The organism is Alcaligenes sp. Marseille-Q7550 (assembly GCF_965112015.1).
Genome location: NZ_CBCOPU010000003.1, coordinates 246,952 through 273,901, shown reverse-complemented (window position 1 = coordinate 273,901; position 26,950 = coordinate 246,952). Strand labels below are relative to the sequence as shown.

General features: G+C 63.0%; 28 protein-coding genes and 3 pseudogenes. 12 read left to right on the top strand and 19 right to left on the bottom strand.

Features of this window, described 5'->3' with window-relative positions; genetic code table 11:
* Positions 1-132: 132 nt before the first annotated feature.
* A pseudogene (gene purT, locus ACWPWO_RS17790) lies at positions 133-1,334 on the top strand (formate-dependent phosphoribosylglycinamide formyltransferase).
* A gap of 14 nt (positions 1,335-1,348) precedes the next feature.
* Positions 1,349-1,807: a hypothetical protein gene (locus ACWPWO_RS17785; protein WP_454007718.1), complete on the top strand. Its 459-nt coding sequence runs from the start codon at positions 1,349-1,351 to the stop codon at positions 1,805-1,807.
* 11 nt (positions 1,808-1,818) lie between these two features.
* Here ACWPWO_RS17785 and pap read toward each other — a convergent pair whose 3' ends face one another.
* The 5 genes from pap to ACWPWO_RS17760 all read right to left on the bottom strand — a co-directional run bounded on the left by pap (position 1,819) and on the right by ACWPWO_RS17760 (position 7,817).
* Complete coding sequence (pap, locus tag ACWPWO_RS17780) at positions 1,819-3,348, bottom strand: polyphosphate:AMP phosphotransferase (protein ID WP_454007717.1); 1,530 nt, start codon at positions 3,346-3,348, stop codon at positions 1,819-1,821.
* 75 nt (positions 3,349-3,423) lie between these two features.
* Positions 3,424-5,175 carry a type III secretion system effector BopA family protein gene (locus tag ACWPWO_RS17775; protein ID WP_454007716.1) on the bottom strand — a complete coding sequence of 584 codons (1,752 nt, stop codon included), beginning with the start codon at positions 5,173-5,175 and terminating at the stop codon, positions 3,424-3,426.
* A gap of 41 nt (positions 5,176-5,216) precedes the next feature.
* Complete coding sequence (gene sicP, locus ACWPWO_RS17770; RefSeq protein WP_454007715.1) at positions 5,217-5,606, bottom strand: chaperone SicP; 390 nt, start codon at positions 5,604-5,606, stop codon at positions 5,217-5,219.
* A 561-nt stretch (positions 5,607-6,167) separates the two neighbouring features.
* On the bottom strand, positions 6,168-6,626 hold the full coding sequence (locus tag ACWPWO_RS17765) for an N-acetyltransferase family protein (RefSeq protein WP_454007714.1): 459 nt from the start codon (positions 6,624-6,626) through the stop codon (positions 6,168-6,170).
* Between the two features lie 81 nt (positions 6,627-6,707).
* Entirely contained in the window at positions 6,708-7,817 is a 1,110-nt protein-coding gene (locus tag ACWPWO_RS17760; protein WP_454007713.1) for a site-specific integrase, read from the bottom strand.
* 156 nt (positions 7,818-7,973) lie between these two features.
* Between ACWPWO_RS17760 and ACWPWO_RS17755 the strand changes: the two genes are divergently transcribed.
* Positions 7,974-8,357 (top strand): hypothetical protein, encoded by a 384-nt coding sequence (locus tag ACWPWO_RS17755; RefSeq protein ID WP_454007712.1) that lies wholly within the window; start codon positions 7,974-7,976, stop codon positions 8,355-8,357.
* On the opposite strand, the gene ACWPWO_RS17750 is transcribed toward ACWPWO_RS17755, so the two are convergent.
* Positions 8,350-8,931: a hypothetical protein gene (locus ACWPWO_RS17750; RefSeq protein ID WP_454007711.1), complete on the bottom strand. Its 582-nt coding sequence runs from the start codon at positions 8,929-8,931 to the stop codon at positions 8,350-8,352. The two genes, ACWPWO_RS17755 and ACWPWO_RS17750, sit on opposite strands and share 8 nt — an antisense overlap.
* A 208-nt stretch (positions 8,932-9,139) precedes the next feature.
* Here ACWPWO_RS17750 and ACWPWO_RS17745 point away from each other — a divergent pair, with 208 nt between their 5' ends.
* The 3 genes from ACWPWO_RS17745 (at position 9,140) to ACWPWO_RS17735 (ending at position 10,900) form a co-directional block, all read left to right on the top strand.
* Complete coding sequence (locus ACWPWO_RS17745) at positions 9,140-9,706, top strand: cytochrome b (RefSeq protein ID WP_454007710.1); 567 nt, start codon at positions 9,140-9,142, stop codon at positions 9,704-9,706.
* A complete protein-coding gene (locus tag ACWPWO_RS17740) occupies positions 9,703-10,266 on the top strand; it encodes a YceI family protein (RefSeq protein WP_454007709.1) in 564 nt (187 codons plus the stop codon). The genes ACWPWO_RS17745 and ACWPWO_RS17740 overlap by 4 nt, the downstream gene beginning before the upstream one ends.
* Before the next feature lie 61 nt (positions 10,267-10,327).
* A complete protein-coding gene (locus tag ACWPWO_RS17735) occupies positions 10,328-10,900 on the top strand; it encodes a YceI family protein (protein WP_394059821.1) in 573 nt (190 codons plus the stop codon).
* Positions 10,901-10,938: 38 nt separating this feature from the next.
* Here ACWPWO_RS17735 and arsC read toward each other — a convergent pair whose 3' ends face one another.
* Positions 10,939-11,283 carry an arsenate reductase (glutaredoxin) gene (arsC, locus tag ACWPWO_RS17730; RefSeq protein ID WP_454007708.1) on the bottom strand — a complete coding sequence of 115 codons (345 nt, stop codon included), beginning with the start codon at positions 11,281-11,283 and terminating at the stop codon, positions 10,939-10,941.
* Positions 11,284-11,392: 109 nt separating this feature from the next.
* On the opposite strand from arsC, the gene ACWPWO_RS17725 reads away from it, so the two are divergent.
* Genes ACWPWO_RS17725 through ACWPWO_RS17715 form a run of 3 tightly spaced genes read left to right on the top strand, consistent with a single transcriptional unit; the run spans position 11,393 to position 13,402 of the window.
* Positions 11,393-12,091, top strand: a complete 699-nt coding sequence (locus ACWPWO_RS17725) for a glutathione binding-like protein (RefSeq protein WP_454007707.1) — start codon at positions 11,393-11,395, stop codon at positions 12,089-12,091.
* Between the two features lie 12 nt (positions 12,092-12,103).
* Entirely contained in the window at positions 12,104-12,898 is a 795-nt protein-coding gene (locus ACWPWO_RS17720; protein ID WP_454007706.1) for an RsiV family protein, read from the top strand.
* A 36-nt stretch (positions 12,899-12,934) separates the two neighbouring features.
* The gene (locus ACWPWO_RS17715) at positions 12,935-13,402 is read left to right on the top strand and encodes a hypothetical protein (RefSeq protein ID WP_454007705.1); all 468 of its coding nucleotides are present in this window, start codon (positions 12,935-12,937) and stop codon (positions 13,400-13,402) included.
* A 64-nt stretch (positions 13,403-13,466) separates the two neighbouring features.
* On the opposite strand, the gene ACWPWO_RS17710 is transcribed toward ACWPWO_RS17715, so the two are convergent.
* The 3 genes and pseudogenes from ACWPWO_RS17710 to holB all read right to left on the bottom strand — a co-directional run bounded on the left by ACWPWO_RS17710 (position 13,467) and on the right by holB (position 16,316).
* Entirely contained in the window at positions 13,467-14,318 is an 852-nt protein-coding gene (locus tag ACWPWO_RS17710; protein ID WP_454007704.1) for an ankyrin repeat domain-containing protein, read from the bottom strand.
* Positions 14,319-14,447: 129 nt separating this feature from the next.
* A complete protein-coding gene (locus ACWPWO_RS17705) occupies positions 14,448-15,218 on the bottom strand; it encodes a TatD family hydrolase (RefSeq protein ID WP_454007703.1) in 771 nt (256 codons plus the stop codon).
* A 16-nt stretch (positions 15,219-15,234) separates the two neighbouring features.
* Positions 15,235-16,316: pseudogene (holB, locus tag ACWPWO_RS17700) on the bottom strand (DNA polymerase III subunit delta').
* Between the two features lie 111 nt (positions 16,317-16,427).
* On the opposite strand from holB, the gene ACWPWO_RS17695 reads away from it, so the two are divergent.
* On the top strand, positions 16,428-17,219 hold the full coding sequence (locus ACWPWO_RS17695) for a deoxynucleotide monophosphate kinase family protein (RefSeq protein WP_454007819.1): 792 nt from the start codon (positions 16,428-16,430) through the stop codon (positions 17,217-17,219).
* Positions 17,220-17,249: 30 nt separating this feature from the next.
* Here ACWPWO_RS17695 and ACWPWO_RS17690 read toward each other — a convergent pair whose 3' ends face one another.
* From ACWPWO_RS17690 to mltG, 3 genes are all read right to left on the bottom strand, one after another.
* Positions 17,250-17,903, bottom strand: a complete 654-nt coding sequence (locus tag ACWPWO_RS17690; protein WP_454007702.1) for an RES family NAD+ phosphorylase — start codon at positions 17,901-17,903, stop codon at positions 17,250-17,252.
* 11 nt (positions 17,904-17,914) lie between these two features.
* Positions 17,915-18,577 (bottom strand): hypothetical protein, encoded by a 663-nt coding sequence (locus tag ACWPWO_RS17685; RefSeq protein WP_454007701.1) that lies wholly within the window; start codon positions 18,575-18,577, stop codon positions 17,915-17,917.
* Positions 18,578-18,687: 110 nt separating this feature from the next.
* Positions 18,688-19,695, bottom strand: coding sequence for an endolytic transglycosylase MltG (gene mltG, locus ACWPWO_RS17680; protein WP_454007700.1), 1,008 nt, complete (start codon positions 19,693-19,695; stop codon positions 18,688-18,690).
* A gap of 181 nt (positions 19,696-19,876) precedes the next feature.
* Here mltG and ygfZ point away from each other — a divergent pair, with 181 nt between their 5' ends.
* Positions 19,877-20,794: a CAF17-like 4Fe-4S cluster assembly/insertion protein YgfZ gene (ygfZ, locus tag ACWPWO_RS17675; protein ID WP_454007699.1), complete on the top strand. Its 918-nt coding sequence runs from the start codon at positions 19,877-19,879 to the stop codon at positions 20,792-20,794.
* On the opposite strand, the gene mmsB is transcribed toward ygfZ, so the two are convergent.
* The 5 genes and pseudogenes from mmsB to ACWPWO_RS17650 form a co-directional block, all read right to left on the bottom strand.
* Positions 20,769-21,659 carry a 3-hydroxyisobutyrate dehydrogenase gene (mmsB, locus tag ACWPWO_RS17670; protein ID WP_454007698.1) on the bottom strand — a complete coding sequence of 297 codons (891 nt, stop codon included), beginning with the start codon at positions 21,657-21,659 and terminating at the stop codon, positions 20,769-20,771. The genes ygfZ and mmsB overlap by 26 nt on opposite strands.
* 34 nt (positions 21,660-21,693) lie before the next feature.
* The gene (locus tag ACWPWO_RS17665; RefSeq protein WP_454007697.1) at positions 21,694-22,848 is read right to left on the bottom strand and encodes an enoyl-CoA hydratase/isomerase family protein; all 1,155 of its coding nucleotides are present in this window, start codon (positions 22,846-22,848) and stop codon (positions 21,694-21,696) included.
* Positions 22,845-23,995, bottom strand: a pseudogene (locus ACWPWO_RS17660) (acyl-CoA dehydrogenase family protein). Before ACWPWO_RS17660 ends, ACWPWO_RS17665 begins: the two are co-directional and overlap by 4 nt.
* Before the next feature lie 182 nt (positions 23,996-24,177).
* Positions 24,178-24,537, bottom strand: a complete 360-nt coding sequence (locus tag ACWPWO_RS17655; RefSeq protein WP_454007696.1) for an RnfH family protein — start codon at positions 24,535-24,537, stop codon at positions 24,178-24,180.
* Positions 24,530-24,964 (bottom strand): type II toxin-antitoxin system RatA family toxin, encoded by a 435-nt coding sequence (locus ACWPWO_RS17650; RefSeq protein ID WP_454007695.1) that lies wholly within the window; start codon positions 24,962-24,964, stop codon positions 24,530-24,532. Before ACWPWO_RS17650 ends, ACWPWO_RS17655 begins: the two co-directional genes overlap by 8 nt.
* Positions 24,965-25,023: 59 nt before the next feature.
* Between ACWPWO_RS17650 and smpB the strand changes: the two genes are divergently transcribed.
* Positions 25,024-25,488: an SsrA-binding protein SmpB gene (smpB, locus tag ACWPWO_RS17645; protein WP_454007694.1), complete on the top strand. Its 465-nt coding sequence runs from the start codon at positions 25,024-25,026 to the stop codon at positions 25,486-25,488.
* A 32-nt stretch (positions 25,489-25,520) separates the two neighbouring features.
* On the opposite strand, the gene ACWPWO_RS17640 is transcribed toward smpB, so the two are convergent.
* Complete coding sequence (locus tag ACWPWO_RS17640) at positions 25,521-26,834, bottom strand: NAD(P)/FAD-dependent oxidoreductase (protein WP_454007693.1); 1,314 nt, start codon at positions 26,832-26,834, stop codon at positions 25,521-25,523.
* Between the last annotated feature and the right edge of the window lie 116 nt (positions 26,835-26,950).

Here is a 26,950-nt window from a genome sequence, read left to right as displayed (position 1 = left end):
TCTGAAGTAGACACTTTTTTTAAAAAATAGACGTTTCGGTCAAGCCTATGGCAGCGCGTGCCGGCAGGCCGATGGGCGCCGCCGCCTGCATTACAATAAAGGATTATCCATATTCTTTTCGGAGCGCAAGCCATGAGCCTGCTGGGCACCCCTTTAACATCGTCGTCAGACAAAGTCATGCTGCTGGGATCGGGCGAACTGGGCAAGGAGGTCCTGATCGCCCTGCAGCGGCTGGGGGTGGAAACCATTGCCGTGGATCGCTATGACGACGCGCCGGGCCAGCAGGTCGCCCATCACGCGCGCACCATCACCATGAGCGATCCGGAGCAGCTGCGCGCCTTGATCGAGCAGGAAAAGCCAGCCCTGGTGGTGCCGGAGATCGAAGCCATCGCCACGCCGGTGCTCGAAGAGCTGGAGGCGCAGGGCAAGGTGCGCGTCATCCCTACGGCGCGCGCCGCCGCCTGACCATGGACCGTGAAGGCATACGCCGCCTGGCGGCGGAGACCCTGGGCGTACCCACCAGCCCTTATCAGTTCTGCGATTCCCAGCAGAGCCTGCAGGCCGCCATCGATGGCGGCATAGGCTACCCCTGCGTGGTCAAGCCGCTGATGAGCAGCTCGGGCAAGGGCCAAAGCAAGATCAGCGGTCCTGAAGACGTGGCCCGGGCCTGGGACTACGCCATGGCCGGCGGACGGGTCAACCAATGCCGTGTCATCGTGGAAGGTTTCATCGATTTCGACTATGAAATCACCTTGCTCACGGTACGCTCCCTGGGGGCGGACGGCCAGGTGGAGACTCAGTTCTGCGACCCCATCGGCCACAAGCAGGTGGACGGCGACTACGTGGAGAGCTGGCAGCCCCAGCCCATGAGCTCCAAGGCGCTGGATGCCGCCCGCGACATCGCCCGCGCCGTCACCGGCAATCTGGGAGGCCAAGGCCTGTTTGGCGTGGAATTGTTCGTCAAGGGCGATCAGGTCTGGTTCAGCGAAGTCAGCCCGCGACCGCACGACACCGGCATGGTAACCATGATCACCCAGTGGCAGTCCGAATTCGAACTGCATGCGCGCGCCATCCTGGGCCTGCCGGTCAATACCGCCTTGCGCGTGCCCGGCGCCAGCGCCGTCATCTACGGAGGCGTGGAAGCAAAAGAAGTCGAGTTCCTGAACGTGGACCAGGCCTTGCGCATTCCGCAGACCGACATCCGCCTGTTCGGCAAACCCGAGAGCTTTGAAAAGCGGCGCATGGGCGTGGCCCTGGCCGCCGACGTCGACCTGGACGCCGCGCGGGAAAACGCCCGCAAGGCGGCTTCGCTGGTGAGCGTCAAAGCCCGCTGAGAAGGAGGGCCGCCATGCCCGTCATCGTCCTGGTATTGTTCGTAGCCGTCGTGGCAGGACTGATCTACGGCGGCATGCAGTTGTATGCACTGGTATCCGCGTCCGCGGGCCTGGCGGCGGCGGTTCTGGCCTTGTTGATGGCGGCCGGCTTGCTGGCCGCGCCTTTCGTCTGGCTGTGGAAGCGGTATGTCGCCATCCACGGCCGCAAACGCAACGGCCAGCGTATTCTGGAATCTGAGCTTCAGGACGGCCATATCCACGTGGACGCCTTGAACAAGCGCGGCCTGCTGCGGACCAGGCAGGGCGAGCGGGCCTTCATTTTCGCCGACATCGCAGAAGCGGCGGAGCAGGGGGGCGCGGTCCGACTGACGCTGCGCAATCCCGACCAGGAGTGGCTGCTGGTCATGGACCGCGCCGGCGATCGCCGGCGCTGGGTGCGCATCCTGTCCCTGGCGGCGCGCCAGGACCTGTAGGCGATGTCGACCTAGACCTGGTCGCTGGCCTGCTCCTTCAACGCCGGCTCCACCAGATCCAGCGTGGTCTTGTCCAGCGTCTCCAGCGCCTGCACCACGATCCTCAGCACTTCGATGCGCGCCGCTTTCTTGTCGTCGCTGGGCACGATGTGCCAAGGGGCGGTTTCCGTATCGGTATGGGCGAACATATCCTGGGCCGCCGTCCGATAGGCATTCCATTTGCCGCGGTTGCGCCAGTCGTCCTCCGTGATCTTGTAGGTCTTGAAGGGAGAATTTTCGCGCTCCTGGAAGCGCTTGAGCTGTTCGTCTCTGCTCACGGCCAGCCAGAATTTCAACACCAGCGTGCCATTGGCGTTCAGTTGCGCCTCGAAGCCGTTGATCTCGTCGTAAGCCCGACGCCATGCAGCGGGCGACACGAGTTTGTCCACCCGTTCCACCAGCACCCGTCCGTACCAGGAGCGGTCGAAAATCGCGATGTCGCCCCGGCGGGGCAGCTTGCGCCAGAAACGCCAAAGATAGGGGCGGGCGGCCTCGACTGCATTCGGTGCAGAGATAGGGTGTATGTCGTAGTTGCGCACATCCAGCGCGGCAGTCACGCGGCGTATCGTGCCGCCTTTGCCGGCGGCATCCTGACCTTCGAACACCAGCGCCATGGAACGCTTGCGAAACGCCTTGCCGCGCACGGCCCTGGACAAACGCCCCTGCCAATGCAACAACTGGGATTCGTAGTCCTGCACCTGCTGGACAGGCGGCGGATCCAGCAAGGAGGCGCAAGGCTGGCGCAGGCTGACCGGAAAAGGCTGGGGCTCCACCACCTGGCGGGGCAGCACGGGCTGACGCATGGCCTGCAGCACGGCCTTGCCCACAGACACATCCCTAAGATGCGGATCGGCGCTGGGGATGACGACCCAGGGCGCATGACGGCGGTGGCTCAAACCTATGGTCTCCACCCCCGCCTTGCGCAAGCGATTGAATTTCTTGTGGACTTTCAAGTCCGCCTTGCTGACGCGCCAGGCCGTATCCGGATCGGCCAGCAGGGCGGAGCAGCGATCCGCCTGGGCCTGCGCCGAAAGATGAAACCACAGCTTCAGCAATTGCACGCCCTGGTACGCCAACTGCGCCTCGAACCGGTTGATCAGCCGGGTGTACAGATCCACTTTTTCCGGATCGGGTTTCTTGCGGGCCAGCTCCCGCATCAGGGCGGCATACCAGGACCCGAACACCAGACCGGTCTGGCCCTTGGCCGGCGGGGCGTGCCAGTAACGCCACATGGCCGGGCGCATGGCTTCCTCTTCAGTCGGTTCGCCGAAAGCCAGCGAGTGGACATGACGCGGATCCAGCCAGGTGTTTAGCGTATTGATGGCCGATCCCTTGCCCACGCCATCCATCCCGGCCACCACGATCAAGAGCGTCTGTTCCGCCTTGCGCAAGCGCTCGTACTGGCTGAGCAGCAGGGCGGGGCGCAAAGCCCCGATCTGCTTCTTTGCTTCGTCGGCCGACATGGCGGGATCGCGTTCGGCGAACTGGAAAACATGGCCCATGTTCAATCGCTCCGAGTCAGGTCAAGCAATCACACAAGCTGTCACTATACCCAGGCCGCAGGGCGCTTGTCTTGTTCATTCAAGCAACTGCTTCTCCACCACGGCGAAGCTGATGAGCTTTGGCTGTTCGCGAGGAGGGATATGGGCCTCTAGCGATACCATGCTGTCATTATGCTTGCTCCAACCCTTCGACAACTTTGAATACATATAGTAGTGCCCACCTGTGGTGTTTCCTGCATGAATCACCACATCACGTGGTTCGAGACTGACCACCCAGGTCTGATTCGTGCTCTTGTCGAGCACTGGCATTTTCACCTTGCTATTGAAGTCGATGCTTTGGAGATTCAGTTTTTTCGCCGGCGAATCAATAGGACCTTCTTGCACCGCCTCAATGTTCAAGTTGAACCTGTCCAGTTTTTCTATTTCATCAACAATCCATCGGTTTATCTTTGTGGCTTGCACATTTTCAGTATCATCAGAATTCCACCTGACGGCCACGCCAGGTTCAGCCGCATAGGTCTTATCTATTATTCCTTGCAAACTTGTGCTCGCATCATTAATAGTAACGACCTTATAGTATGCTGGTACTGGATTATCAGACGCTTCGCGCTCGAGATCGTAATACTTCCATTTTGACTCGAGATTTATAGGCGAGAAATCCTTGCCGTTCAGCTCAAACAGGTCCGTAATCCTGGCCAGAAAATCCCTGGCATCCTGTTGTTCTCCTACTATCTTGAAACCGATCTCTCCGCTTCCATCCATATTGCCGAAAGCAGGCTGTTTTTGCAGCTCCTCAAAAAAATCCGCCAGTTCTTCTTTAACATAGCCGACGATGAAGGTTTTCTTTGAATTCGGGTTGTTCTCAATAGAAGCATTTATCACATTCATGAATTTTTCAGCGCAAGTCTTTTTCCCTTCGTCGTCGCTTCTATTTATCACACCCTGCAAATGCTCGCTGAGTTTCGGAATGCCGATTGAAAACATCAAGAATTTCAAAGCGGAATTCGCGTAGCACGTATTGCCAAGGTTAGCAAATCCGCGGACATGTTGGAACGGGTCCAATTTAGCCGCTGGGCTGTTCGCTGGTTCGGATACCGGGCTGGGGTTAGTCACCTTGCTAGCTGCCCAGTCGCTGGCCGTGGTTACACTGACCGGTATGCTGCCCGGTGCGCTGTTCGTTGAGCGGGTACTGGCTGCCGTATCCCCTGCGGTCTCGCTCGACTGACTCGCACTGACCGACGCATTGGCTGCCGTGACGCTCGGCTGGCCCCCGTTGGCCACCGCATTGTGTGCGGCGCCGCTCGACGAGTTTGCATTAGCAGCCGCTTTGTGTGCGGGCTTGCTCGACGAGCCAGTATTGACGGCTGCGTTGTGCGCAGGGAATTTCGGGATGCTGAAATTGACGTTCTGCGAAAGGCCGTACGACTCTCCGCTGGTGATCACTGCATTGTGCAAGCCGTTCGACTGCTTGATCCTGCTCGCATCACCAATCAATTTGCTGATAGATCGGCTTGTCAGCGGCGTTCTGCCTGAAAGGTCTATGCCGTTTTCGCAAACTGCCTGTTTTGCGGCCACGTTGCCGAAACGGACGGCCAAGGCCTGAATGAAAACCCCCAGTACCTGACCATTACGTACTCTGACGCTTTCTACGTAATTTTTCACGGCGCCCAGATCTTTCAACAATGGCACATGGCTCAAAAATCCCAGCACCTTTCCTTTGAATCCAACCGACGCAACCTTAAGAGCAGGGGACCCTTGCTGATAATCGCCCAATTCTATTTCATGACCGCTCTTGGCAATTTTTGAAAATTCAGTTAATTTAAACATTTTTTATTCCAAAATAAATCAATTATCGATAGAAGCTACGATTATTCCTGAAGCAGAGGATTGTTCCCGATCGCTTCCAGTCTATCGACGAAATTCTCAAAAAAAGCATAAGCAGACTCTGCATCCAGATGAGGGGCATCCAGGCCGTGCACATACATCAATGCCCCTGATTCTGGCTCGAAAGAGATCGAGCCTCCTCCGTTTTCTGCCAAATCCAGATTGATTTCAAGCAGATTCTTCCAGAATGACTTTTCTTTCCACTCGACGTTGTCTTCTATCATTCCATAGAACATCCAGGCCGATGGTTTTTGATGAATAGAGACCATCAGCTTCTGATCTAATATAAGAAAGCACTGGCGGTTGTCATCGAACGCCAGGTCAAGCCCCAGGCGATCTCCCAATTTAGATAAAATCTCTTCATGGTTTTGCATAGAGGCACCTCCCAATTTTTTTCGCGTGAAGCGTCAAGTAGGGTGAACAGAGATTTCGAGATCTTTGCGCTTGTCCGCCCGTGCCTCGGGCTGCTTGCCTTGGCGCCAAGCCCGACTCCTGCGCTTGAGTAACAGTTGGCTCGTTCAAGGTTCCTTGTGCGCGCGCATGCTTGGTGTTTGGGCACGGCGCCATATCCTGCGCGTACGCGACAGATCAGTTGTTCAAGATTCTCTGTGCCAAGCCATACCGTTGCGCAGCGTCGGCTAATGCGGCACCAAACCAGGACTGAGCATTCAAGGCTGAGAAACGGGAGCAGGGGGATGATCAGCGAGTGCTGCAGTTTCCGGTTTCGTGAAGCAACCCTGGCGTATAGCGTTGAAGGCTGCTGACCATCGCTAACCATACTGGCCGCAGCGCAGATGATGAGGATAGGACCTTCCGCAAGTCTCAGACTTTACATAATACACATTATGCGTTTTGTAGATCTCGTTCCGGTTAACAGTAAACGCGACCGCAAGCCCGTTTCAAGCAGACCAGAATCCAGCCATCGGCAGGCCGCTTCATAACACCAGCTTGTAGCCCTTGTGACTGCCGACAAAGCCCATCTGTTCGTAGAAACGGTGCGCATCCGTCCGTTTCAGGTCCGATGTCAGCTGCACGATGCGGCAATTGCGCGCGCGGCACTGTTCAATGGCCCATCCCATCATTCTGCGGCCCAGGCCCGCGCCGCGCGCGGTGCGGGCGATGCGCACGGCTTCGATCTCTCCACGCCAGGCGCCCTGATGCGACAAGCCCGGCATGAAGCTGATCTGCAAGGTGCCCACGACTGCGCCGTCGAGCTCGGCGACCGCCAGAAACTGGTTGGGATCGGCGTCTATGGCCTGAAAAGCCTGAACATAGGCATCGGCCGCCGGCAAACGGGTGTCTTCCCGTTGCCGGCCAAGCACGTCGTCGGCCAGCATGGCGACAATGGCTTCCAGATCGGACTGTTCGGCACGACGAAAAACAGGTTCGGACATGGCCTTATGCTCCCAGCAAGAGTGAAATTCGGGCACAAAGTCTGATTATGGCCGACTGGATGAAGGCGAAGCCATAAGCCGTCAGCTCGCCGATGGATTCAGGACAACGGCCGGCGTCGGTTTCTGCGCCTCCAGCCAGGCCAGCCATGCCGCCTGCAGGCGCCAGGCGCTGGCGGCGCCGGGTGCATAACCCATGATCTGTTCGATTTCCGGCAAGGAATATCCGCGTTCGATCAGGCCGGCGCCAAATGTATTGCGCAATCGCTGCGGCGTCATGATCAGGTCCATGTGCGTCAACCCCCATTTGGCGACGATACGCGCCAGAGTAGCCGGATTCATCTGCGATTGCGGCCGCGCAGCGCTGATCCTGCGACTGCCCGGGAACAATCGACTGCTTCCTGTTCGCCCATCCGCCAGACCGCTATGATCCAGCCACGCGCGGACAATGTCTTCGCACCATATCGGAACGGCCACTTCGCGGCGCGCGGAGCCGGGAATGCTCAGCAGAAGCTTTCCGTCCCGCCACAGCGTCTCCAGCGCGTCCTCATCCTCCTCGAGACCCTGGCCAGGACGCGCTGCCGCAGCGCCGACGGCTGCAGGCGGCAGCACTTCCAGCTCCACCGGACGCAAGCCCGTGCCCAACATCACGGCCACGATCGTCATGTCGCGGAATTCCCGCCAGCGGGCGGCAGCGGTCATGTCGCTGGCCAGCGTCAATACGCGCAGACGATTCTGCAGGGCGCGAACCATGTCGTCCCGTTGCGCCATGGACAGGAAACGGGTCGCCTGATTGTCCGGAGCCTGACGCCAGTCCTGTCTCAAAGGGTCGTTGATGGCCGGACCTATCGCTGGATTCTCGGTGCGTCCGGCCTGGCGGCACAGCTCCTCGTAGGCCCGCGCAATCACTTGCTGGTAGCGCTCCCGCTGCGGCCGCCGCACTTCATCCAGTCCGCTCAGAAAGTCACGAATGTCGGACGGGCCGACCTGCGCATAATGCTTTTTATGCAGTTGCAGTGCCTGGACAAACCGCCGCCACAATGTCCGATAGACGCGTTGCGTCCCAGGCCGCATGGGCGGCCGTTGATGCTGCAGCCAGGTATCGAACAACGCCTCTGCCGGAATATCGCAGGCTTGCGAGCCCAGAATCGGCAGGTCGAATTGCCCTTCTGCTCGTGTAGACTTTCTTTTCATGGTGGTGATGTTTTTTCCGTTAATTGCATTTTATTGTATACGAACCAGCTTTCAAGCTATGCCAGATACGGTCCGGCCCTTGCTGTATCGGGTCTAGCCCGAAAGCGCGCTCAAAAACTTATTGTCCATATTGTCCATTACCCACAACCCTCCATCATGCGCTACCTTGTCATTGCTCCTCACCGATCCGAATACCCTGACCCGCTCGAACTGTTCCAATACGAAGCATTGACGGTGGGAGAACGCTACGAAGGCCCGGAAGGCTGGGACAACTGGATTTTCTGCTCCACGTCGCGCCATCCGGGCGGCTGGGTGCCCGAACAGATCATCGAGCGCCTGCCGGGCGACGCTGGCCGGGCTTTGGAAGACTACAGCGCGCGGGAAATGAATGTAGACCCCGGCGGCCAAGTGCTGGGCGAACGCACACTGAATGCCTGGTGCTGGTGCCGCCGCCCCCTGGATGGCGCCAGCGGCTGGGTCCCCCTGGCCAATCTGGCTCCCCTCCCCGACCATACGCCTGCAGAATCCTGCTCTACCTGAACTGATTCTGATGCACCCACCCTTTGCTGGTCAGAATCAGCAAGGCTTGCCCCTGCACGGCAGGCGCCATGAAAGGCGCCAGTTCGGGATAGGTTTTCTGCACTGAGGACCACTGCAGCCAGGCGGCGGCGTCCTGCAGATGGTAGACATAGTTCACCCGGCTCACCTTCAGGCCGCCGGCCTCGGCAGGCTCCGTGAAGGAAGTCACGCTGTCCAGCACCAGACGCCCCGTACAAAAGGCGTCATGCAGGCCCTGGCGTTGCGCATCGCCTCGAACCAGGTACGGCTCGCCCGCGCTGCCGAGCTCGTAACGCGGCGCGGCAACCGTGCCCACCTCGCGCAACAATCCCGCTTCGGCCAAAGCCGCCAGGCGCTGCCTGTCCTGCACGGCCAGTTCGGAATCGTGTTCGGCCTGATAGGGATACTGGCGGCCCGGCACTCCCACGCACAGGCCGTCCCGCGTATCCAGGTAGGACTGGATCGCCGCGCCGAAATTGGCCTTATTGGCCTGCCTGGGATCCTGGCAGGCCGCCAGCAGTACCGCCATCACCAGCGCCATTCCCGCTTTTTTCATACTCGCATCCTTCAATACCTCAAGCAAAGCTTGCAAGCTGTTCAAGCTCTTAGTGTAGCCGCCCCCGCATTGGCGTCCTGTACGCACTTGTGTCCACTCGCTCCAGGATTACCTTCATCGCTGCAATAGTGCGTTGCACCATGGGGTCTTTGTCGATGCTTACAAACAGGTTAAAGTTCTCTGGCTGCGTAAATGAAAGGCATTATCAATGAGCATTTCCTCTCGCCCCGACACGGCTTCCTACACCGTCGTCGCACGCCTGCTGCACTGGCTGATGGCCCTGGCCCTGATCGGCATGGTGACCCTGGGCTACACCATGAAGACCCTGCCCCTCTCGCCCCTGAAGCTGCAAGTCTATTCCTGGCACAAATGGATAGGCATCACCCCGCTGGCCCTGGTCATCTCCCGGCCGGCGCGGCGCCCGCTCAACCCCCCCCCCGCCCTGCCCGCCTCCATGTCCGCGCTGACGCGCGGCCTGGCGCATGCCGGCCATGCCGCCCTGTATGCGGTGATGGTCGCCATCCCCCTGAGCGGCTGGCTGATGAGCTCGGCCAAAGGATTCCAGACAGTCTGGTTCGGCGTGCTGCCTCTGCCCGACCTGGTAGCCAAGAACAAACCGCTGGGCGAAGCCCTGGTGCAGGTCCACATCATCCTGAACTATGTGCTGATCGCGCTGGTCGTCCTCCACATCCTGGCTGCGCTCAAGCATCAATTCATCGATCGCGACGGCTTGCTGCGCCGCATCACTTTCGTCTCTACCAAGGAAAAAGCATGACCAAAACCCTGCTCGCCGCCGTGCTGGCCGGAACCCTGGGCCTGTCGGCCAGCCTGAACGCCAATGCCGCCGCCTACCAGACCCTGGATGCCGCCAACAGCCAGATTGCCTTTGAGTACTCCCAGATGGGCGTCAAGCTCGATGGCCAGTTCAATCGCTTCGACGGCGAACTGAACTTCGATCCCGCTGCGCTGGATCAATCCAAGGTCGTGCTCAAGGTCGCGCTGGACAGCGTGGATACGGGCTCGCCCGAAGCCGACGACGAACTGCAGGACGTGCGCTGGTTCGACATAGACGCCCATCCGCAGGCAGTGTTCACCTCCAGCGCGATACGCGAGGTAGGCCCGCAGCAATACGAAGTCGCAGGCATATTGCAGATCAAGGGCCGCGAACAGCCCGTCCAGATCCGCGCCACGCTGCAGCCGCAGGGCGACAGCGCCGTCTTCACCGGCAGCTTCGAGATCAAGCGGGGCGACTTCGCCATCGGCGAAGGGTCCTGGTCCAGCTATGACGTCGTCGCCAATGAAATCACCGTCAATTTCCGGATGACCACGCGCTAAAGCGCCTTCCGGCATTCTTCCGGGCCGACCGAGCCCATCATTGCTTCAAAGGAAACACACCATGTTCAAGCCGCTCATCGTTCTGTCCGCCACGCTGGCCGCAAGCTTCGCCGTCCAGGCCGCTCCCGTGACCTACCAGGTCGAGCCCAGCCATACGTTCGTGCGCTTTGCCTACAAGCACCTGGGCCTGAGCACGCAACTGCATCGCTTCGACGCCATCCAGGGCACGGTGGTGCTGGACCAGGAAGCCAAGACGGGCAAGATCGACATGACGGTGGACACGCGCTCCGTGGACACGGGCTTTCCCCTGTTCAACGAACACATCCAGGGCAAGGACCATTTCGACACCGCCCAGTTCCCCACGGCCACCTTCAAGTCCTCCGACATTGTCTTCGAAGGCGACAAGCCCGTGGCCGCCAAGGGCGAACTGACCATCAAGGGCGTCACCAAGCCCGTCACCCTGACCATCGACTCCTTCCTGACCATGCCCAAGCACCCCATGCTGGGCAAGCCCGCCCTGGGCGCCGACGCCCAGACGCAAGTCAAGCGTTCCGAGTTCAACATGGGCGCCAATGTCCCCTACGTGGGCGACGAGGTCACCATCAGCATCGCGCTGGAAGCCATCCAGCAGTAAGCCTGGATACGCCCCCGCCGGACGGCGGGGCTCCGGCATCACAGTATGTCGTTCAAGGCCTCCAGGGGACGCGCCAGGCGCGTCCCTTTTTCCGTCACCACGAAGGGGCGGTTCAGCAGCACCGGATTGGCCTCGATGGCGGCCAGCAGGTCCTCCTCAGTCAGGGCGGGATCATCCAGCCCCAATTCGGCATACACCGCTTCCTTGGCGCGCATGGCCTGGCGCACCTGCAGGCCGGCGGCGGCGATCAGGGACTTGAGCTCGCCGCGCGACAGCGGCGTCTTCAGGTACTCGATGACTTCGGGCTCCAGCCCTTTTTCCTGCATCAGCGCCAGGGCATTGCGGGACGTGCTGCAGCGGGGATTATGATAGATTTTGCTCATGTCAGTACCTGACCTCCTGTAAAGCATGTTCGGGCAGGCTATAGTAGCCGAGCGCCCGCCGACGCGCCAACGGCTCCGCCAGGGGCTATCCAACGCCAAAGGACACCGCATGATAGACCTGTATTACTGGACCACGCCCAACGGACACAAGATCACCCTGTTTCTGGAAGAAACCGGCCTGCCCTATACCGTGCACCCCATCAATATCGGCAAAGGCGATCAGTTCCAGCCTGAATTCCTGCGCATCGCGCCCAACAACCGCATCCCGGCCATCGTGGACCAGTCGCCCCAGGACGGCGGCGCGCCCATCTCCATTTTCGAGTCCGGCGCCATCCTGCAGTACCTGGCCGAGAAGACAGGCCGGTTCCTGTCCCAGGACCTGCGCCGGCGCACGGAAACCTTGCAATGGCTCTACTGGCAGATGGCCGGCCTGGGCCCCATGGCCGGCCAGAACCACCACTTCAGCGTCTACGCCCCCGAGCCCATCCCCTACGCCATCGACCGCTACGTGCGCGAGACCGGCCGCCTGTACGGCGTGTTGAACAAGCAGCTGGCGGATCGCGACTACATCGCGGACGACTATTCCATCGCCGACATGGCCTGCTACCCCTGGATCGTGCCCCACGAGCGCCAGCGCCAGGACCTGAACGACTTCCCGCACCTGAAGCGCTGGTTCGAACGCATTGCCGCCCGCCCGGCCACGCAACGCGCCTACGCGCTGGTGGACAGCATCAATCCAAGCACCGCCGCCCACGATGAACAGGCACGCAAGATCCTGTTCGGCCAGGACGCCAAGACCATCAAGTAAGCCGGAGCGCCCATGACCCTGAATCGCCCTTCCCGCTTTCTGCTGCTGCCCCTGGCCGTGCTGGCGCTGTCCGCCTGTTCCAGCGCCCCCAGGTCGGATATCTCTCTGATCCCTGCGCAGACAGAGGACCAGACCCAGAAGGACGGCGTCTTCACACAGCCGCTGAACTACCAGCACGTCAAGCCGGGCTGCACGGGCGAATGCCCCAGCCTGGACGTGAAATCCCTGATCTTCCCCGGCAACCAGGCCCTGACCGCGCTGGTGGACCGGAGCCTGGCCCAGATGACCATTCTTGGCGAGCGCGAGCCCGGCTACCGCAGCTTGAAAGAATTCGAGAACTACTACTGGGCCACCGCCAACGGCAAGGACAAGGTGCAGCTGACGGCGCGCACCCGCTACCGCAATCGCGACCTGACGGTCGTGGAGCTGGGCTCCTGGCTGTACATGACCGGCGCCGCCCATGGCATCGCCGCCAGCCAGTTCCTGAATTGGGACAACCGCCTGCAGATGGCGCTGCCGCTGGACCGCCTGCTGGTGCCGGGCCGCCAGGGGCAATTCCAGGAATTGGTCCGACAGGCGCATGCGGCCTGGGTGCAGACCCTGCCCGATGCGCAGCAGGACCCGCAGGGCTGGGCCCGCATGTGGCCCTTCCAGCCGGCCGGCAATGCGGCGCTGACCGACAAGGGCGTGGTCGTCAAGTACAACGCCTACGAGATCGCGCCCTATTCCCTGGGCCAGCCCGAATTGCTGCTCCCCTATGCGCAACTGCGCGGCATTCTGCGCCCGGACTATCTGCCGGCAAGCTGAACCGAGCGCCCCGCCCTGCTTCTGGAACGCATTCCCATGAAACACACGATGACACTGCTGCTGTCGGCCTTCGCGGCCTCCGCGCCTCTATCCAGCACTTTCGCCTGCGAGATCGGTCAGGAAATCTTTTACTGCGCCACCAAGAACAAGAAGGAGATCCGGATCTGCGCCGACCCGGACACCGCCTACTACACATTCGGCAAGCCGGGAGCCCGGCCCGAAATGGCGCTCAGCGCCGCCCGCAAGGACTTGAAGGGCTTTGTCTGGGACGGCTTCGGCCGCTACATGACGGACACCGTGGAGTTTCCCAACAAAGACATCACCTACGAGGTCTATCAGGGAAGCCAGAAACCCATGACGGAAAAAGAAGTGGACCATCCCGAAACCTTCGGCGGCGTGATGGTGCATCGGAATGGAGAACAGATAGCTGATATCGCCTGCCTTCCGGCCACCCTGCGCGGCAGCGTCTCCAGTTTGGATGTGACGCCCACCAATCCCCGCTGACGATGCGACTTCATCAAAAAAACCGGCCTCTTGAGCCGGTTTTTTATTGCCAGGAACACGCCCTTCAAGGCTCGGCCGGGCGGTCGAAACGCTCCAGATCGAAGTAGCCGCTATTGCCGCCCTTCACGGCGGGCTTGGGCGCCGGGGCGGGTTCGAGCTCCTTGTCGTTTTCCAGAATCAGCGTATGAACATGGTCCGGATCCTGCGGCGCCGCCGACTCGGGCACGCCGAACGTCTGCACGTCCGACGCCGATACCGGTCCGCCCGCCTTGGCCGAACGCGCCGCGGCCAGCTGCTCCAGGTAGTCCGCCAACTGATCATGGTTGGCGGAACGTGCCCACGACGCCGCGCTGAGCCCTTGAGCATTCTGCATGAGCGGATCCGCGCCGGCCTGCAACAGCATATCCACCACCGGCCGGCTGCCCGACAGCGCCGCCATCATCAGGGGGCTAGTGCCGTCCGGCGCGGGCGCGTTCACGATGGCCTTCTGCGACAACAGGTAGCGCACCGTGTCCACCCGCCCCTTGGATGCCGCGTAATGCAGAGGGCTCCAGCCCACCCGATTGATCTGCCCGCCCCTGGCCTGCAGATCCTTCAGACGCTGCGTCTGCCCCATCAGGGCCAGGTACATCATGGGGGTCTCGCGGCTGGCATTCTCGATGTTGACGTCCGTGCGTCGGTTCGCCAGCAAGGTATCGACCACCTTCCAGGCCTGGTTGCGGATCGCCAGCATCAGCGACGGATTGCCCTGCGCGTCGCGTGCGTTCGGATCGGCCCCCCGAGCCAGTTCCTGCTGCGTGATGTTCGACCTGTCGTTTTCCAGGGCCAGATACCAGTTGCGGCTCTCCTGGTCCTGCTGCTGGGCCTGGCCGGCAAGCGGCCAGACCGCCGTACACGCCAGGGACAGGGACAGCACAGAAACACAAAAGATTTTTTTCTTTATAATCATGTAGTTAAAACCTTTAATTGAAATTTTGCTTTAACTTGAAGCCGTAACTCAAACATTTGGCATCAGCCCTGGAAAAATATCAGAATCAACTTTAACTCAGGCCAATACTTTCTTGAAAAGATTGAAGAAATTTTCCGTGCTGGCCTCTTCGACCTCCTTGGCGGAAATTCCTTTGAGCTCGGCTATCTTTTCCGCCACGTGAACCACCAGCGACGGGTCGTTCATCTTGCCCCGGTACGGCACCGGCGCCAGATACGGGGAGTCGGTCTCGATCAGCAATCGATCCAGCGGCACCTTGCGGGCCACGTCCTGCAGCTCCGCGGCGCTCTTGAACGTGACGATGCCGGAAAACGAGATATAGAAATTCATGGCCATGGCGGCCTGAGCGACTTCCCAGCTTTCGGTGAAGCAGTGCATGACGCCGCCTGCCCGGGCGGCGTCTTCTTCGGCCATGATGGCCAGCGTGTCCTGACTGGCCGAGCGCGTATGGATGATAAGCGGCAGGCCCGATTCCCGGCTGGCGCGAATGTGCGTGCGAAAGCGCGCGCGCTGCCAGTCCAGCGGCTCCTGCAGGCGATAGTAATCCAGGCCGGTCTCGCCTATGGCCACGACCTTGGGATCGGCGGCTCGGTCCAGCAGATCCTGCACGGTAGGTTCGACCACGTCCTCGTAATCCGGATGCACGCCCACGGACGCGAACAGATGGGGATGCGGTCGGACCAGGTCCATCAGGCCCGGCCAGTCGTCCATGTTCACGCTGACCACCAGCGCGTGGCCCACCTGGTTCCGGCGCATCTTGGCCAGGATCTCGTCCAGGTTCTGGGCCAGTTCAGGAAAGTTGATATGACAATGCGAATCGACAAACATGATTTGAATACGATGTTCAAGCGCGCCGGCAGGCCTGATGCAGCCTGTCCAGCGCATGATGGATATAAAGCCTGGCGTTCAGCGGATGGTTGCCCAAGGCCTTTTGCTGACCCAGCCACTTCAAGGTTTCCGCCACCGCCGCCGGGCCGGCCTGGGCGGCCAGCTCATCGATGCGCCCCTGCAGGGACGGATAGTAACGCGCCTGCTGGCCGAATCCGCCCAGTTGCAGATCGATGAACAGGCGCTGCCAATGTTCGATCCAATCCTGGGGAGGAAGTTTCTCCAGCTCATCGGCCAGGGACAGATCCGCCTGCCCGCCTGCCTGCAGAACGCCGTCCAGCCAGGCCGTCAGCCAGGACGGATACGGGGCGTCCATATTCTGGCTGGCGCGCAAGGCCTTGAGCGGCGCCCCGCCCCAGGCATGCAGCCACTGGTCCGCCTGCTCGACTCCCTGCTGCACCAGCCAGTCGCGCGCCTGCCCGACGGAGGGCGCCGGCAGCGGCAGGCGCCGGCAGCGGGATACCAGGGTGGGCAGGAGCCGGTCCGGCGCATCGGCCACCAGCAGGAACACGGTATGCGCAGGCGGCTCTTCCAGCACCTTCAGCAAGGCGTTGGCGGAAATCAGGTTCAGGGCGTCGGCCGGATACAGCACGGCCACCCGCCATCCCCGCGGTGCGTGGCGGTATTGAACCAGTGCTGCAACTGGCGCAACTGTTCCACCCGGATCTCGCGCGAAGGATTCTTGCGCGCCGCGGCCTCGGAGGCCGCATCGCCCTCCTGACCGGTTGCGCCATCCTCCTCCAGCGCCACGGCTTCGGGCCGCAACAGGCGCAGATCGGGATGGTTGCCGCCGCGCACCCACTGGCAGGCCTGGCACTGTCCGCAGGCCAGGCCCTGCACCGGCTGTTCGCACAGCAGGCTGGCGGCGGCGGCGCGGGCAAAGTGCGTCTTGCCCGTGCCGGGCAGGCCGTGGATCAGCCACGCGTGGGCAAAGCGCTCCCGCCGGGCCAGCCAGGATTGCGCAGCGCTCGTCTGCCAGGGAAGGAAAGTCAGCCAATCGGACACGTCGTCGCCTCGGGAATGCACTGCAAAAAACATCCCGCCTTCCGATCCGGACTTCTGGGCCGATCAGGAAGGCAGGCCTCATCGCATTGTAATATGAACGGTTAAAATGCCGCCTCCACCCCAAAGGATGATGACGTGAGTTTGATGATAGGCCTGGCCGCCCGGGCGCGTTCGGGCAAAGACACGGTCGCCGGCCTGCTGCTGGCCCAGAGCCCGCTGCTGGCCGCCTATGCCCTGGCCGATCCGGTCAAGATGGCCTGCGAAGTCGTATTCGGCCTGACGCGGGCCGAAGCCTGGACCGACGACAGCCTGAAGGAGACGCCCATCGCCCTGTGGGAGCGCTCGCCGCGCCAGTGCTTCCAATTGATGGGCACGGACTGGATGCGCGCGCGGGATCCCGACCACTGGCTGCGCCGCGCCCGGCACCTGCTGGAGTTCGGCCCGGCCGAGCCTGCCAGGATCCGGACCGGCAGCGTCTGGGAACTGGCCCTGGCCCCCTTGTACGGCATGGACCCCGAAACCCTGCGCGATGCGCGCGCCGATCAGATCGATCCCTTCTGGGGCATCAGCCCCCGGCAGGCCGCGCAGCATCTGCGCGCCCAGGCCTTGGCCGCTTATCCGGACTTCGAACGGCGCCGCCGCCAGCGCCCCCTGGCCCCGCCCACCCATGAACTGCCCGACATGAGCCGTGCCCGCTGCCTGTTGATCAAGGACGTGCGTTACGAAAACGAAGCCGACTTCATCCGCCGTCACGGCGGCGAGATCTGGCACATAGAACGGCCCGGCAATCCCGTCATCAGCGATCATTCCTCGGAATGGGGCATTGCCCGCCGTCCGGAAGACCATGTGATTCTGAATGACGCCGGACTGGATCACCTGGCCCGGCGTGTCGCCGCGCAGTGGCGCGCCTTCTGCGAGCGCCGCGGGCTGACTTGAACACGGCCGTTTCCGCCCCGACGCTCAGGCTCAAGCCACCTCGATGCCCGCGCGCAAGCCGGCCGTGAACACGGCGTCGCGCAAGGCCGGATCCGTCCCCAGGACGCCGCCCATTCGCGTGCCGCTCAACACGCCGGCAAGGCGGTCGCCGAACAGCAGCAAGGCATGGTCCCGGTCGCGCTGGCGGGACATCCACAACAGTCCGTCCGCATCGGGACAATGATGGTGCAGGGCCTGCGCCCACAGCGCCGTCGACTCGTAGGCACGCGCCGGACTGGCGATCAGTTCGCTTTTGGGAACCTTCAGGCGATGCAGGCCTTCGCTGGTCAGATCCACGAGCTTGAGATCACGCCGGGACAGGACCTGCCCATGCCCGCGGTGCGCATGAAGGCTCAGGTCGACGAACTTGTCCGCCGCATCGAGCGGCACGTCGTGGAATACGGTCTCGAAAATGGCGCAGTCCAGGGAAGAACCGCCGTAAAGATACGGCACGACCCGGCCGGCGCCATCGCGTATGGGTGCGAAGCGGGTCGGCTTGCGCAAGCGTCCCTGCCCGTCCACGCCCGGGTTGAAGCTCTCCGGCGGATAGGCCGCATCGTGAAGGACATGGATCACGCGCCCTGCCGGCCACACATCGAACAGCGGGTTCAGGTCCTGGGGCGGGACGCGGCACAAGCCTGACATGGCAAGCGAAGCTAGGCGTCTTCGACTTCCCGGCGCGCCGCCTGCGCGACGGCCTGAGGATCGGCCTGCAGCAGATCGACCGGTCGAGCGTTGTCAGGCAGCCAGCCATTGTTCGATGTGAACCACAAGGCCAGTTTCCAGGGCGTCTTGCGGCCGTCGAAAATCTCCAGCACCGTCTGGACAAGCTTGATCGGCTTGCCGTGGTCGAACTGGAATGCGGGAAAGACATCGCGCTCACGCGCCGAGCGGTCCGGGTGAGGCACGGCGAAGACCTGGCGGCGCTTGCGCCAATTGTCCGCCAAGGCCGAACGGTTGCCGGAACGGGAATGGTTCATGTCGGCCAATTGCTCGGCGGTGAAATAGCCGAATTCATTGAGCACACGGGCATGCCGGACGGCCAGCCGCTGCGCCATCTCTGTCTCGGCCTGGCTGGGGACCACCATGCGCGCCGCCATGAAATCGATCATTTCTTCCAGGCACCGTTCACGCACGGCCGTGATCTTTTCCGACAACAGCCGATCGAGCAGGGACAGGGAGGCCAGCAAGGTACCCGAGGCCGCCTCGTTGCTCACTTCGAGCACGAACGCCCGGCCGCCGGCCCGACCGCGGCCTTCCCGATAAGGCTGCACGGTCAGCACTTCGCCCTGCAAGGTAAGGGTTTCGGACTTGCCCATGACGCACCTCCTGCGACACTATTTGATTAGATATTAAATCAGTCGATCAAAAGGGTCAATTTCCTGGCCGGGCGCGGACAGGCTTTGCCCGATGCAGCCCAGGGTCCGCTTCAGCGATTCAGGATGTACTTGGCCACGGCGCGATTGTGGGCCGACAGATTGGTGGAAAACTCGCTGGTGCCGTCGCCGCGCGACACGAAGTAGTAAAAATCGTGTTTTTCAGGATGCAGGGTGGCCAGCAGCGAGGCCTTGCCGGGACTGGCGATGGGCGTGGGCGGCAAGCCATTGCGCGTGTAGGTGTTCCAGGGCGTGTCGGTCGTCAGGTCGCGCTTGCGGATCCGGCCCGTGTAGGCCTCGCCCATGCCGTAGATGACGGTCGGATCAGTCTGCAAAGGCATGCCCGCCCGCAGGCGGTTCATGAATACGCCCGCCACCCGCGCCCTGTCCTGGCTGTGGCCCGTCTCGCGTTCCACGATGGAGGCCATGATCAGGGCCTCGTAAGGCGTCTTCAGGGGCAGGTCCGCGTCCCGGTCGGCCCAGAGCTGTTCCAGCAGCTCCTGCTGCGCCTGGAAACCGCGCCTCAGGATATCCACGTCCGCGGTGCCCGGCACGAAGACATAGGTATCCGGGTAGAACAGGCCTTCCGGATGCTCCTGCTCGGCGCCCAGGCGCTTGAGCAGGTCCTGGTCGCTGACTTCCGCCAGGGTCTGGCGAACCTTATCGTTGGCGGCCAGCACTTCCCGGATGCGCTTGTAGGTCCAGCCCTCCGGGATGGTCAGGCGAGTCTGCAGCATGTTGCCGCTGGACATGCGCTCCATCACCACCCAGGGCGTATCGCCCCGCACGGCCTCATAGGCTCCCGCCTGCAGGGATTTGTCCAGCTCGGACAGGCGCGCCATCCATACGAAGGCCTCTTCGTTGATATGGATGCCGGCCTGCTTCATGCTGCGCGCGATGGCGCGCGGGCCCGCGCCGGCCTCGACGATGTAATCGATGCGCTCGGCATCCATGGGCACCGGCTGCTTCTTGGCCCAGTACCAGGCGCCGCCGGCGGCCGCACCGGCCGCCGCCACGGCCAGTCCGGCCAGAATGGAGAGAATTTTCAAGGTCTTGTTCATGCGAGGCGTATTGTAAACAGAATGGGCCCTTCCGTCGGACAATATCGCAAGACCAGGATCGCGCAAGTGGTAACAGGGTTTGGCGGGCCGCCGCCCATCCCCTGACCGGACTGCGGGTATCCCGGCCCGGCGGCGCGCACGGCAGTATCATTAGAGTTTGTCTCTTTCTTTTCGTTCAACCATGACCGGAACGCCTGCATCTCTGTGTTTTGATCTGCCTGAACTGGCGGTGCTCCAGTTTCAGGGAGCCGACGCCGTCTCCTTCCTGCACGCCCAGATCACCAACGACCTGGAGCATCTGCCCGAAGGCCGCGCCTGTCCGGCCGCCTACTGCACCGCCAAGGGCCGGACCCTGGCCACTTTGCTGCTCTGGCACCCCCAGGCCGACACGGTGCTGGCGCTGGTGCGGCGCGACCTGGCCGAGAGCCTGATCAAACGCCTGCGCATGTTCGTGCTGCGCAGCCAGGTCGTCATCACGCTGAGCGAACTGCGCGTGCAGGGCATCAGCGGCCCTGCCGGCGCCGGAGCCGACTGGGACGTGATTCAGCAAGACGGCGCCACCCTGATCCAGGCGCCCGGCCTGCTGGACGGCGCAACGCGCCAGTGGCGCATTGCCGCTGCCCCGCTGGACGCCCAGGCCTCGCAGGGCCGCTGGGAAAGCGCGGACATCCTGGCCGGCTTGCCTTGGGTAGGCGCCGCCGCCCAGGATCTGTTCATACCGCAAACCCTGAACCTGGACCTGATCGGCGCCATCAATTTCCGCAAGGGCTGCTATCCGGGGCAGGAGGTGGTGGCGCGCAGTCATTCCCGGGGCCCGCTCAGGGGCCGCATGAGGGCGGCCGCCACCCCGGTGCTCGCGGTGGAACCGCCCGCCGCGGAAGGCGCCGACGTCCTGCTGTCCGGCCAGGACGACGCGCCGGCCGCCCGCATCGTCAACCGGGCCTGGCGGGCAGACCAGCCGCGCCTGTACGTGCTGCTGGAAGTGCAGTTGGCCGACCTGAACCAGGACGCCTATTGCCTGCCAGACGGGCAGGCGCTGCATCTGCAGGCGCTGCCCTATCCGCTGCCCGAACTCAGGAACGATTCCGGTACAGCTTGAGAATGCTGGAGAAATCCAGCTTTTCATTGCCCTGCGCGGCATGCAGGGCATACAGATTGCGCGCCAGCTCGCCCAGCGGCGTGGCGCTGTGCTGGCGTACGGCCGCATCCGTGGCCAGGCCCAGGTCCTTGAGCATCAAGGCCGTGCCGAAGCCGCCCTCGTACTCGCGCGAGGCCGGCGCATCGGGCATGACGCCCGGCCAGGGGTTGTACAGCTCCGTGGCCCAGTTGCGCCCCGAGCTGCGCGCAATGATGGATGACAGCACCTGCGTATCCAGGCCATGGGCCGCGCCCAGGGCCAGCGCCTCGGACGTGCCCGCCATCAGAATGCCCAGCAGCATGTTGTTGCAGATCTTGGCGACCTGCCCCGCCCCGGCCTTGCCGGCATGGAAGACAGCCTTGCCCATGATCTCCAGATAAGGCCGGGCCTGCTCCAGCGCCTGGGCTTCGCCCCCCACGATGAAGGTCAGCGTCCCCGCCGCCGCCCCCGCGGTGCCGCCCGAGACGGGCGCATCCAGCATGGCCAGGCCCCGCTGGGCCGCCTGGGCCGCCAGGTCCTGGCTGACCTGGGCCTCGATGGTGCTGCAATCGACCAGCAGCGTGCCCGGCTCCACCGCCTGCAGCAGGCCGTGCGGACCCTCGTACACCTGGCGCACATGCTCGCCCGCCGGCAGCATGGTGAAGACGACCCGCGCTCCCCTGACCGACTCCGCCGAGGAACTGAAGCTGCGGGCGCCGGCCTGGCGCAATTCGGCCATGCTGGACTCCAGCACGTCGTAGACCTGCAGGGCATGTCCCGCCCTGATCAGGTTCAAGGCCATCGGCTTGCCCATATGGCCCAGCCCGATGAATGCGATCGTATCCATGATGTCTCCTTGATTGTCGGCTCGGGCATGCGGCTCAGGCGGCCGCTTCGCCCTCTTTTCTTCCCAGATCGGCCAGGGGATGGGCCATCCCCTGCGGCCAGGACGGCGCAAAGAAGCGCTCCACCCAGTCGGCGTCGGCCCTGTCCAGCGTATCGGGATTCCAGCGCGGCTGCTTGTCCTTGTCGATCAGCAGCGCCCGTATGCCTTCCTGGAAATCACCCTGCACCCCGCACTGCAGGGACACGATGTACTCCAGACGGAACACGTCGGCAAGCGACAGATGCCGCACCCGTTCCAGCAAGGTGTGCGACAGGCGGGCCGAGCCCGGCGAACCCTTGGCGAAGGTCTGCGCGGCCCGCGCCAGCCGGGCGTCCTCGCTGCCCTGCCACTGGAGCAGGCCTTGGCAGATGCGTTCGAAATCGCGGCCCGCGCACAGCTCGCGCAGCGCCGCGTAATGCTGCTCCAGCGGGCCTGGCGCCGGCCGGGCGCCGGCGCGCGCTTCGTCCAGGCATTGATGCAGGCGACGATCCAGCACGGCGCGATCGCCGCGCCAGTCGAACTGGCTCAAGCCCGCCAGCAAGGCCTGGTAGCGCGCCTGCGGCAGAAAGGCATCGGCCAGCCCCAGGAACAGGCAATCGGAGGCATTGATCTGCGCCCCGCTCAAGGCCAGGAAATGGCCTACGCCGGCCGGCAGGTGCGCCAGCATCCAGGTTCCGCCCACGTCCGGGAACAGGCCGATGGAAATCTCCGGCATGGCAAAACGCGTCGTGTCCGACACCGCCCGGTGGCTGGCGCCGTTGAACAGGCCCACGCCCCCGCCCATGACGATGCCGTCGCCCCAGCACAGGATCGGCTTGGGATAGGTGTGGATCAGATAGTCCAGGCGATATTCCACGTCGAAGAACTCGCGGGCGTACTGGTTGTCCCAGGCTGCGCCGCCCTGGTTGGCCTGCATGCCGGCGTAGAGCGCATGCAGATCGCCCCCGGCGCAGAAGGCCTTCTCGCCCGCCCCTTGCAGCACCACCAGCGCCACGGCGTCGTCATGGGCCCAGGATTGCAGTTGCGCCAGCAGGCGGCGGCACATGTCCAGGTCCAGGCCGTTGAGCGCCTGCGGGCGGTTCAACGTGGCCATCCCCAGCACGCGTCCGCCCTGGGCGGGCACGCGCTCGAACAACACGGATTCAGTCATCGGATGTCGGCTCCTTGATCGATGATGTGTCGGGCAATGATAACGCGCATGATTTCATTGGTGCCCTCCAGGATCTGATGCACGCGCGCATCGCGCACCAGGCGCTCGAGCGGATAGTCCTTCAGGTAGCCATAACCGCCGAACAGCTGCTGCGCGTCCAGGCAGGCCTGGAAGCCCAGGTCGGTGGCCAGGCGCTTGGCCATGGCGCAGTATGCGCTGGCCTGCTCGCTGCCGGCGTCCAGATGCGTGGCTGCCAGGCGCACCATCTGTCGCGCCGCCACGATATGGGTCAGAATGTCCGCCAGCTTGAACTGCAGGGCCTGGAACTGGTCCAGGCGCTGGCCGAACTGGCGGCGCTCCTGCATGTGGAGCCGGGCCGCCTCGTACGCTCCCTGGGCGGCGCCCACCGAACAGCAGGCGATGTTGATGCGCCCGCCGTCCAGGCCCTTCATGGCGAGCTTGAAACCCTCGCCCTCGCGGCCCAGCATGGCCTGAGCCGGCACCCGCACGCGATCGAAGCTGACTGCCCGGGTGGACTGGCTGTTCCAGCCCATCTTCTGCTCCTTGCGACCATAGGTGATGCCGGCGCTGTCGGCCGGCACGGCGAAAGCGGAAATCCCCTTGGGGCCTTCCCCCCCGGTTCGCGCCATGACGATGAGCAGGTCGGTCTCGCCCGCCCCCGAAATGAAAGCCTTGCTGCCGCTGAGCAGATAATCCTCGCCGTCCCGCTCGGCGCGGGTGCGCAGGGGGAAGCGGCGTCCGATCCCGAGCCCGGCTCCGTCAGGCAGTAGGAGGCCAGCTTCAGGCCCGCGCTCAGGTCCGCGCCCCATTGCTCCTTGAGACTGTCCGATCCCCATTTCCCCACCATCCAGGTGGCCATATTGTGAATCGTCAGAAAGGCGGTCGTGGAAGGGTCCGCCGCCGCCATCTCCTCGAATACCAGGCTGGATTCCAGCCGCCCCAGGCCCAGGCCGCCGATGGACTCGGCGGCGTACAGGCCGCAAAAGCCCAATTCGCCCGCCTTGCGAAAGACCTGGACCGGAAACTCCTGCTCCTCGTCCCAGCGGGCCGCGTGCGGGGCCAGTTCCCCTTGGGCGAATTCACGGGCGGCCTGGACGAAGGCCTGCTGCTCGTCTGTCAGTATCATGCCTGTCTCCTTGTTTTATCCCACCATAATGCCAGCGGCGCGGGAAGGTTGTCATGTCGATGACAATCCGGCGCAGTGGCCCAAGCAGGAAGGAGAGCCCCGGCCATGCTCGGCCCCGCATTGCACGGCAGGGCTTGCGCAATGGCGCCGGGCGACAAGCCGCGGCTTGCAGGCGGATTCGTTCAGCGCGCGGCGGGCGGGGTCTTGCGGCGGGGCCGGGCCGCCTTGGGCGCGGCCATCTTGTGGGCGTAGCGGCGGCGGCGCGACTCCATGGGATCGAAGACCAGCTCGCGATAGACTTCCACCCTGTCCTGGTCGTGCAGCAACTGGTCCAGCTCGCAGCGCTGGCCGAACACGCCGACCCGCAGGCCATCCAGCCCCAAGGCCGGATCCAGCGGCGGCAGGCCGCACTCCTGCAGCCCGGCCGAGACGCCCGATTGAACCAGAGCGTCGCGCACGCGGCTGCCGGGCGGCAGGGCCAGGCGCGCAGTCCAGACCTGGGCCTGCGTGGCGACCACCACCGTGACAGCCAGGTCAGTCACCGTAGACCTCCTGGGCGCGACGTGTGAACGAATCGATGAAGCTGTTGGCCACCCGGTTGAAGATGGGCCCCACCACCATTTCCAGGGCGCGGCTGGAGAATTCGTAATCCATGGTGAAGAGCACTTTGCAGCCGTCCGAGCCCAGGGCGACGAACTGCCAGTCCCCGGTCAGGGCGGAAAATGGGCCGTCGACCAGGCGCAGGACGATGCGCTTGGGATAATCGTGTTCATTGCGCGTGGTGAAGGACTGGCGTATGCCGGCGATGCTGATGGTGACCGACGCTTCCATGCCCTGCTCGGTGCGCTGCGTGACGGAAGCGCCGCCGCACCAGGGCATGAATTCGGGGTATTTGTCCACATCGGCCACCAGATCGAACATCTGCTCGCAGCTGTAGGGGACAAGGACGGAGCGTTTTACTGTATGCATCAGGTCTGGTTAATAGATAGAATGTTCTGATTTTACAATCTAAGGCTGGCAATTGATTCATGAGCATTGTTGATAACCGCAAGGCAACCCACGAATACTTTATCGAAGAACGCTTCGAGGCCGGGCTCGTGCTGGAAGGCTGGGAAGTCAAGGCGATCCGGGCCGGCCATGTGCAGCTCAAAGAAAGCTATGTCATTGTGCGCGACGGCGAACTGTACGTGCTGGGCATGCATGTCAGCGCCCTGCCCCCCGCGTCCACCCACATTCGCCCGGACGCCACGCGCACGCGCAAACTGCTGCTCAGGGCCGAGGAGATCCGCAAGCTGATCGGCAAGGTCGAACAGCGCGGCTACACCCTGGTGCCCCTGAACCTGCACTACAAAAAGGGCCGCATCAAGCTGGACTTCGGCCTGGGCCGCGGCAAGAAGCTGCACGACAAGCGCGACGTCTCCCGCGACAAGGACTGGAAGCGCGAACAGGAACGCCTGATGAAGCACGACACCCGCCGCAAGGCCCATGAATAAAACGGGCCGCTGGGCCCGTTTTTTCAATGCAGTTAGTGTAATTTAACACGAGGCGCCGCCCGTTTGCTCAGCAGCCTGCCCAGCGCCAGGGTGGCGGTGCGCACCACGCCCAGCACCGCCATGTGATGCATCAGGTGCAGGCTCATGTACATGCCGCGCGCCAGCAGACCCTTCACGAACCAGCTCTTGCCCGAGAGCACGCCCATCAGGCTGCCCACGCCGCGACTGTGTCCGACCGACACCAGCGAGCCGTAATCCTTGAACACGAAAGGGTCCTCATCCACCGTTTTCCCCTGGATCAGGGCCGCCAGGCGTTTGCACAGATAACTGGCCTGCTGGTGCGCCACCTGGGCGCGCGCCGGCAGGAAACGGCCCTCTCCCTCGCCCCAGGGAACTTGCGCACAGTCGCCCATGGCCAGGATGTGCGGGTCGGGCGTGCGCAGGCAGCGGTCCGCCACCAACTGGTTGATGCGGTTGACGGGCAGCCCCAGCTGGGCCAGGAAGGACGGCGCTTCGATGCCTGCCGCCCACACGCACAGATCGCTTGGGTATCGCGCGCCATTGGCATCTTCGATATGATCGGCGGCGATGCGGCTGACGCGCACCGAGGTGCGCACGGCCACGCCGCGCTGCTCCAGCAACTGCTGGGCTGTGGCCGACAGCTTGGGCGGCAGCGCCGACAGGATGCGGTCCGCGCCCTCCAGGAGGGTGATGCGCACCTCGCGTTCGGAGTCGCTGGACGGTATGCCATAGATGCTCAGGTCGGCGCGCGCCTCCAGGAGCTCGGCCGCCAGCTCCACGCCGGTGGCTCCCCCGCCCACGATATTGATGTGCAGGGCCGACCCCTGCTCGCGGTCGTTGCGCCGGCTGACGCTGATGAGCTCGTTGAGCAGCTTGAGCCGGAAGCGTTCAGCCTGGTTCGTGGAATCCAGCGTGATCGCATAGTCCTGCGAGCCGGGCGTGTTGAAGAAGTTGGACCTGCTGCCCACCGCCATCACCAGCATGTCGTAGGACAGCTGGCGTTCGGGGAAGACCTCTTCTTGGTTCGGCCCCAGCACGGCCGACAGGAAGATGCGACGCTCGTCCCGGTCCATGCCCACCATCTCGCCGGGCACGAAGGTGAAGCCGCAATCGCGCGCCAGCATGAAATACGACAGGCCCTCGCGGTGAATGTCCAGCGTGCCGGCGGCCACCTCATGCAGCGACGGCTTCCAGATGTGGTCGCTGTCCTTGTCCACAAGGAAGACATGCTTGCGGCCGAACTGGCGTCCCAGCTTGGCGGCCAGTTCCAGGCCGCCTGCTCCGCCACCGACAATCACCACTTGATAGGGCTGTGTGTGGGACATGCAAAACTCCTTATGGTTATCGAGAATTGACAGTATCAGAATCCCGGCAGATTACTTTAAACCAAAACTGATAATGACTATAGAAGTTCCTTATCACGCCGGCCTCGCGTCCCTTG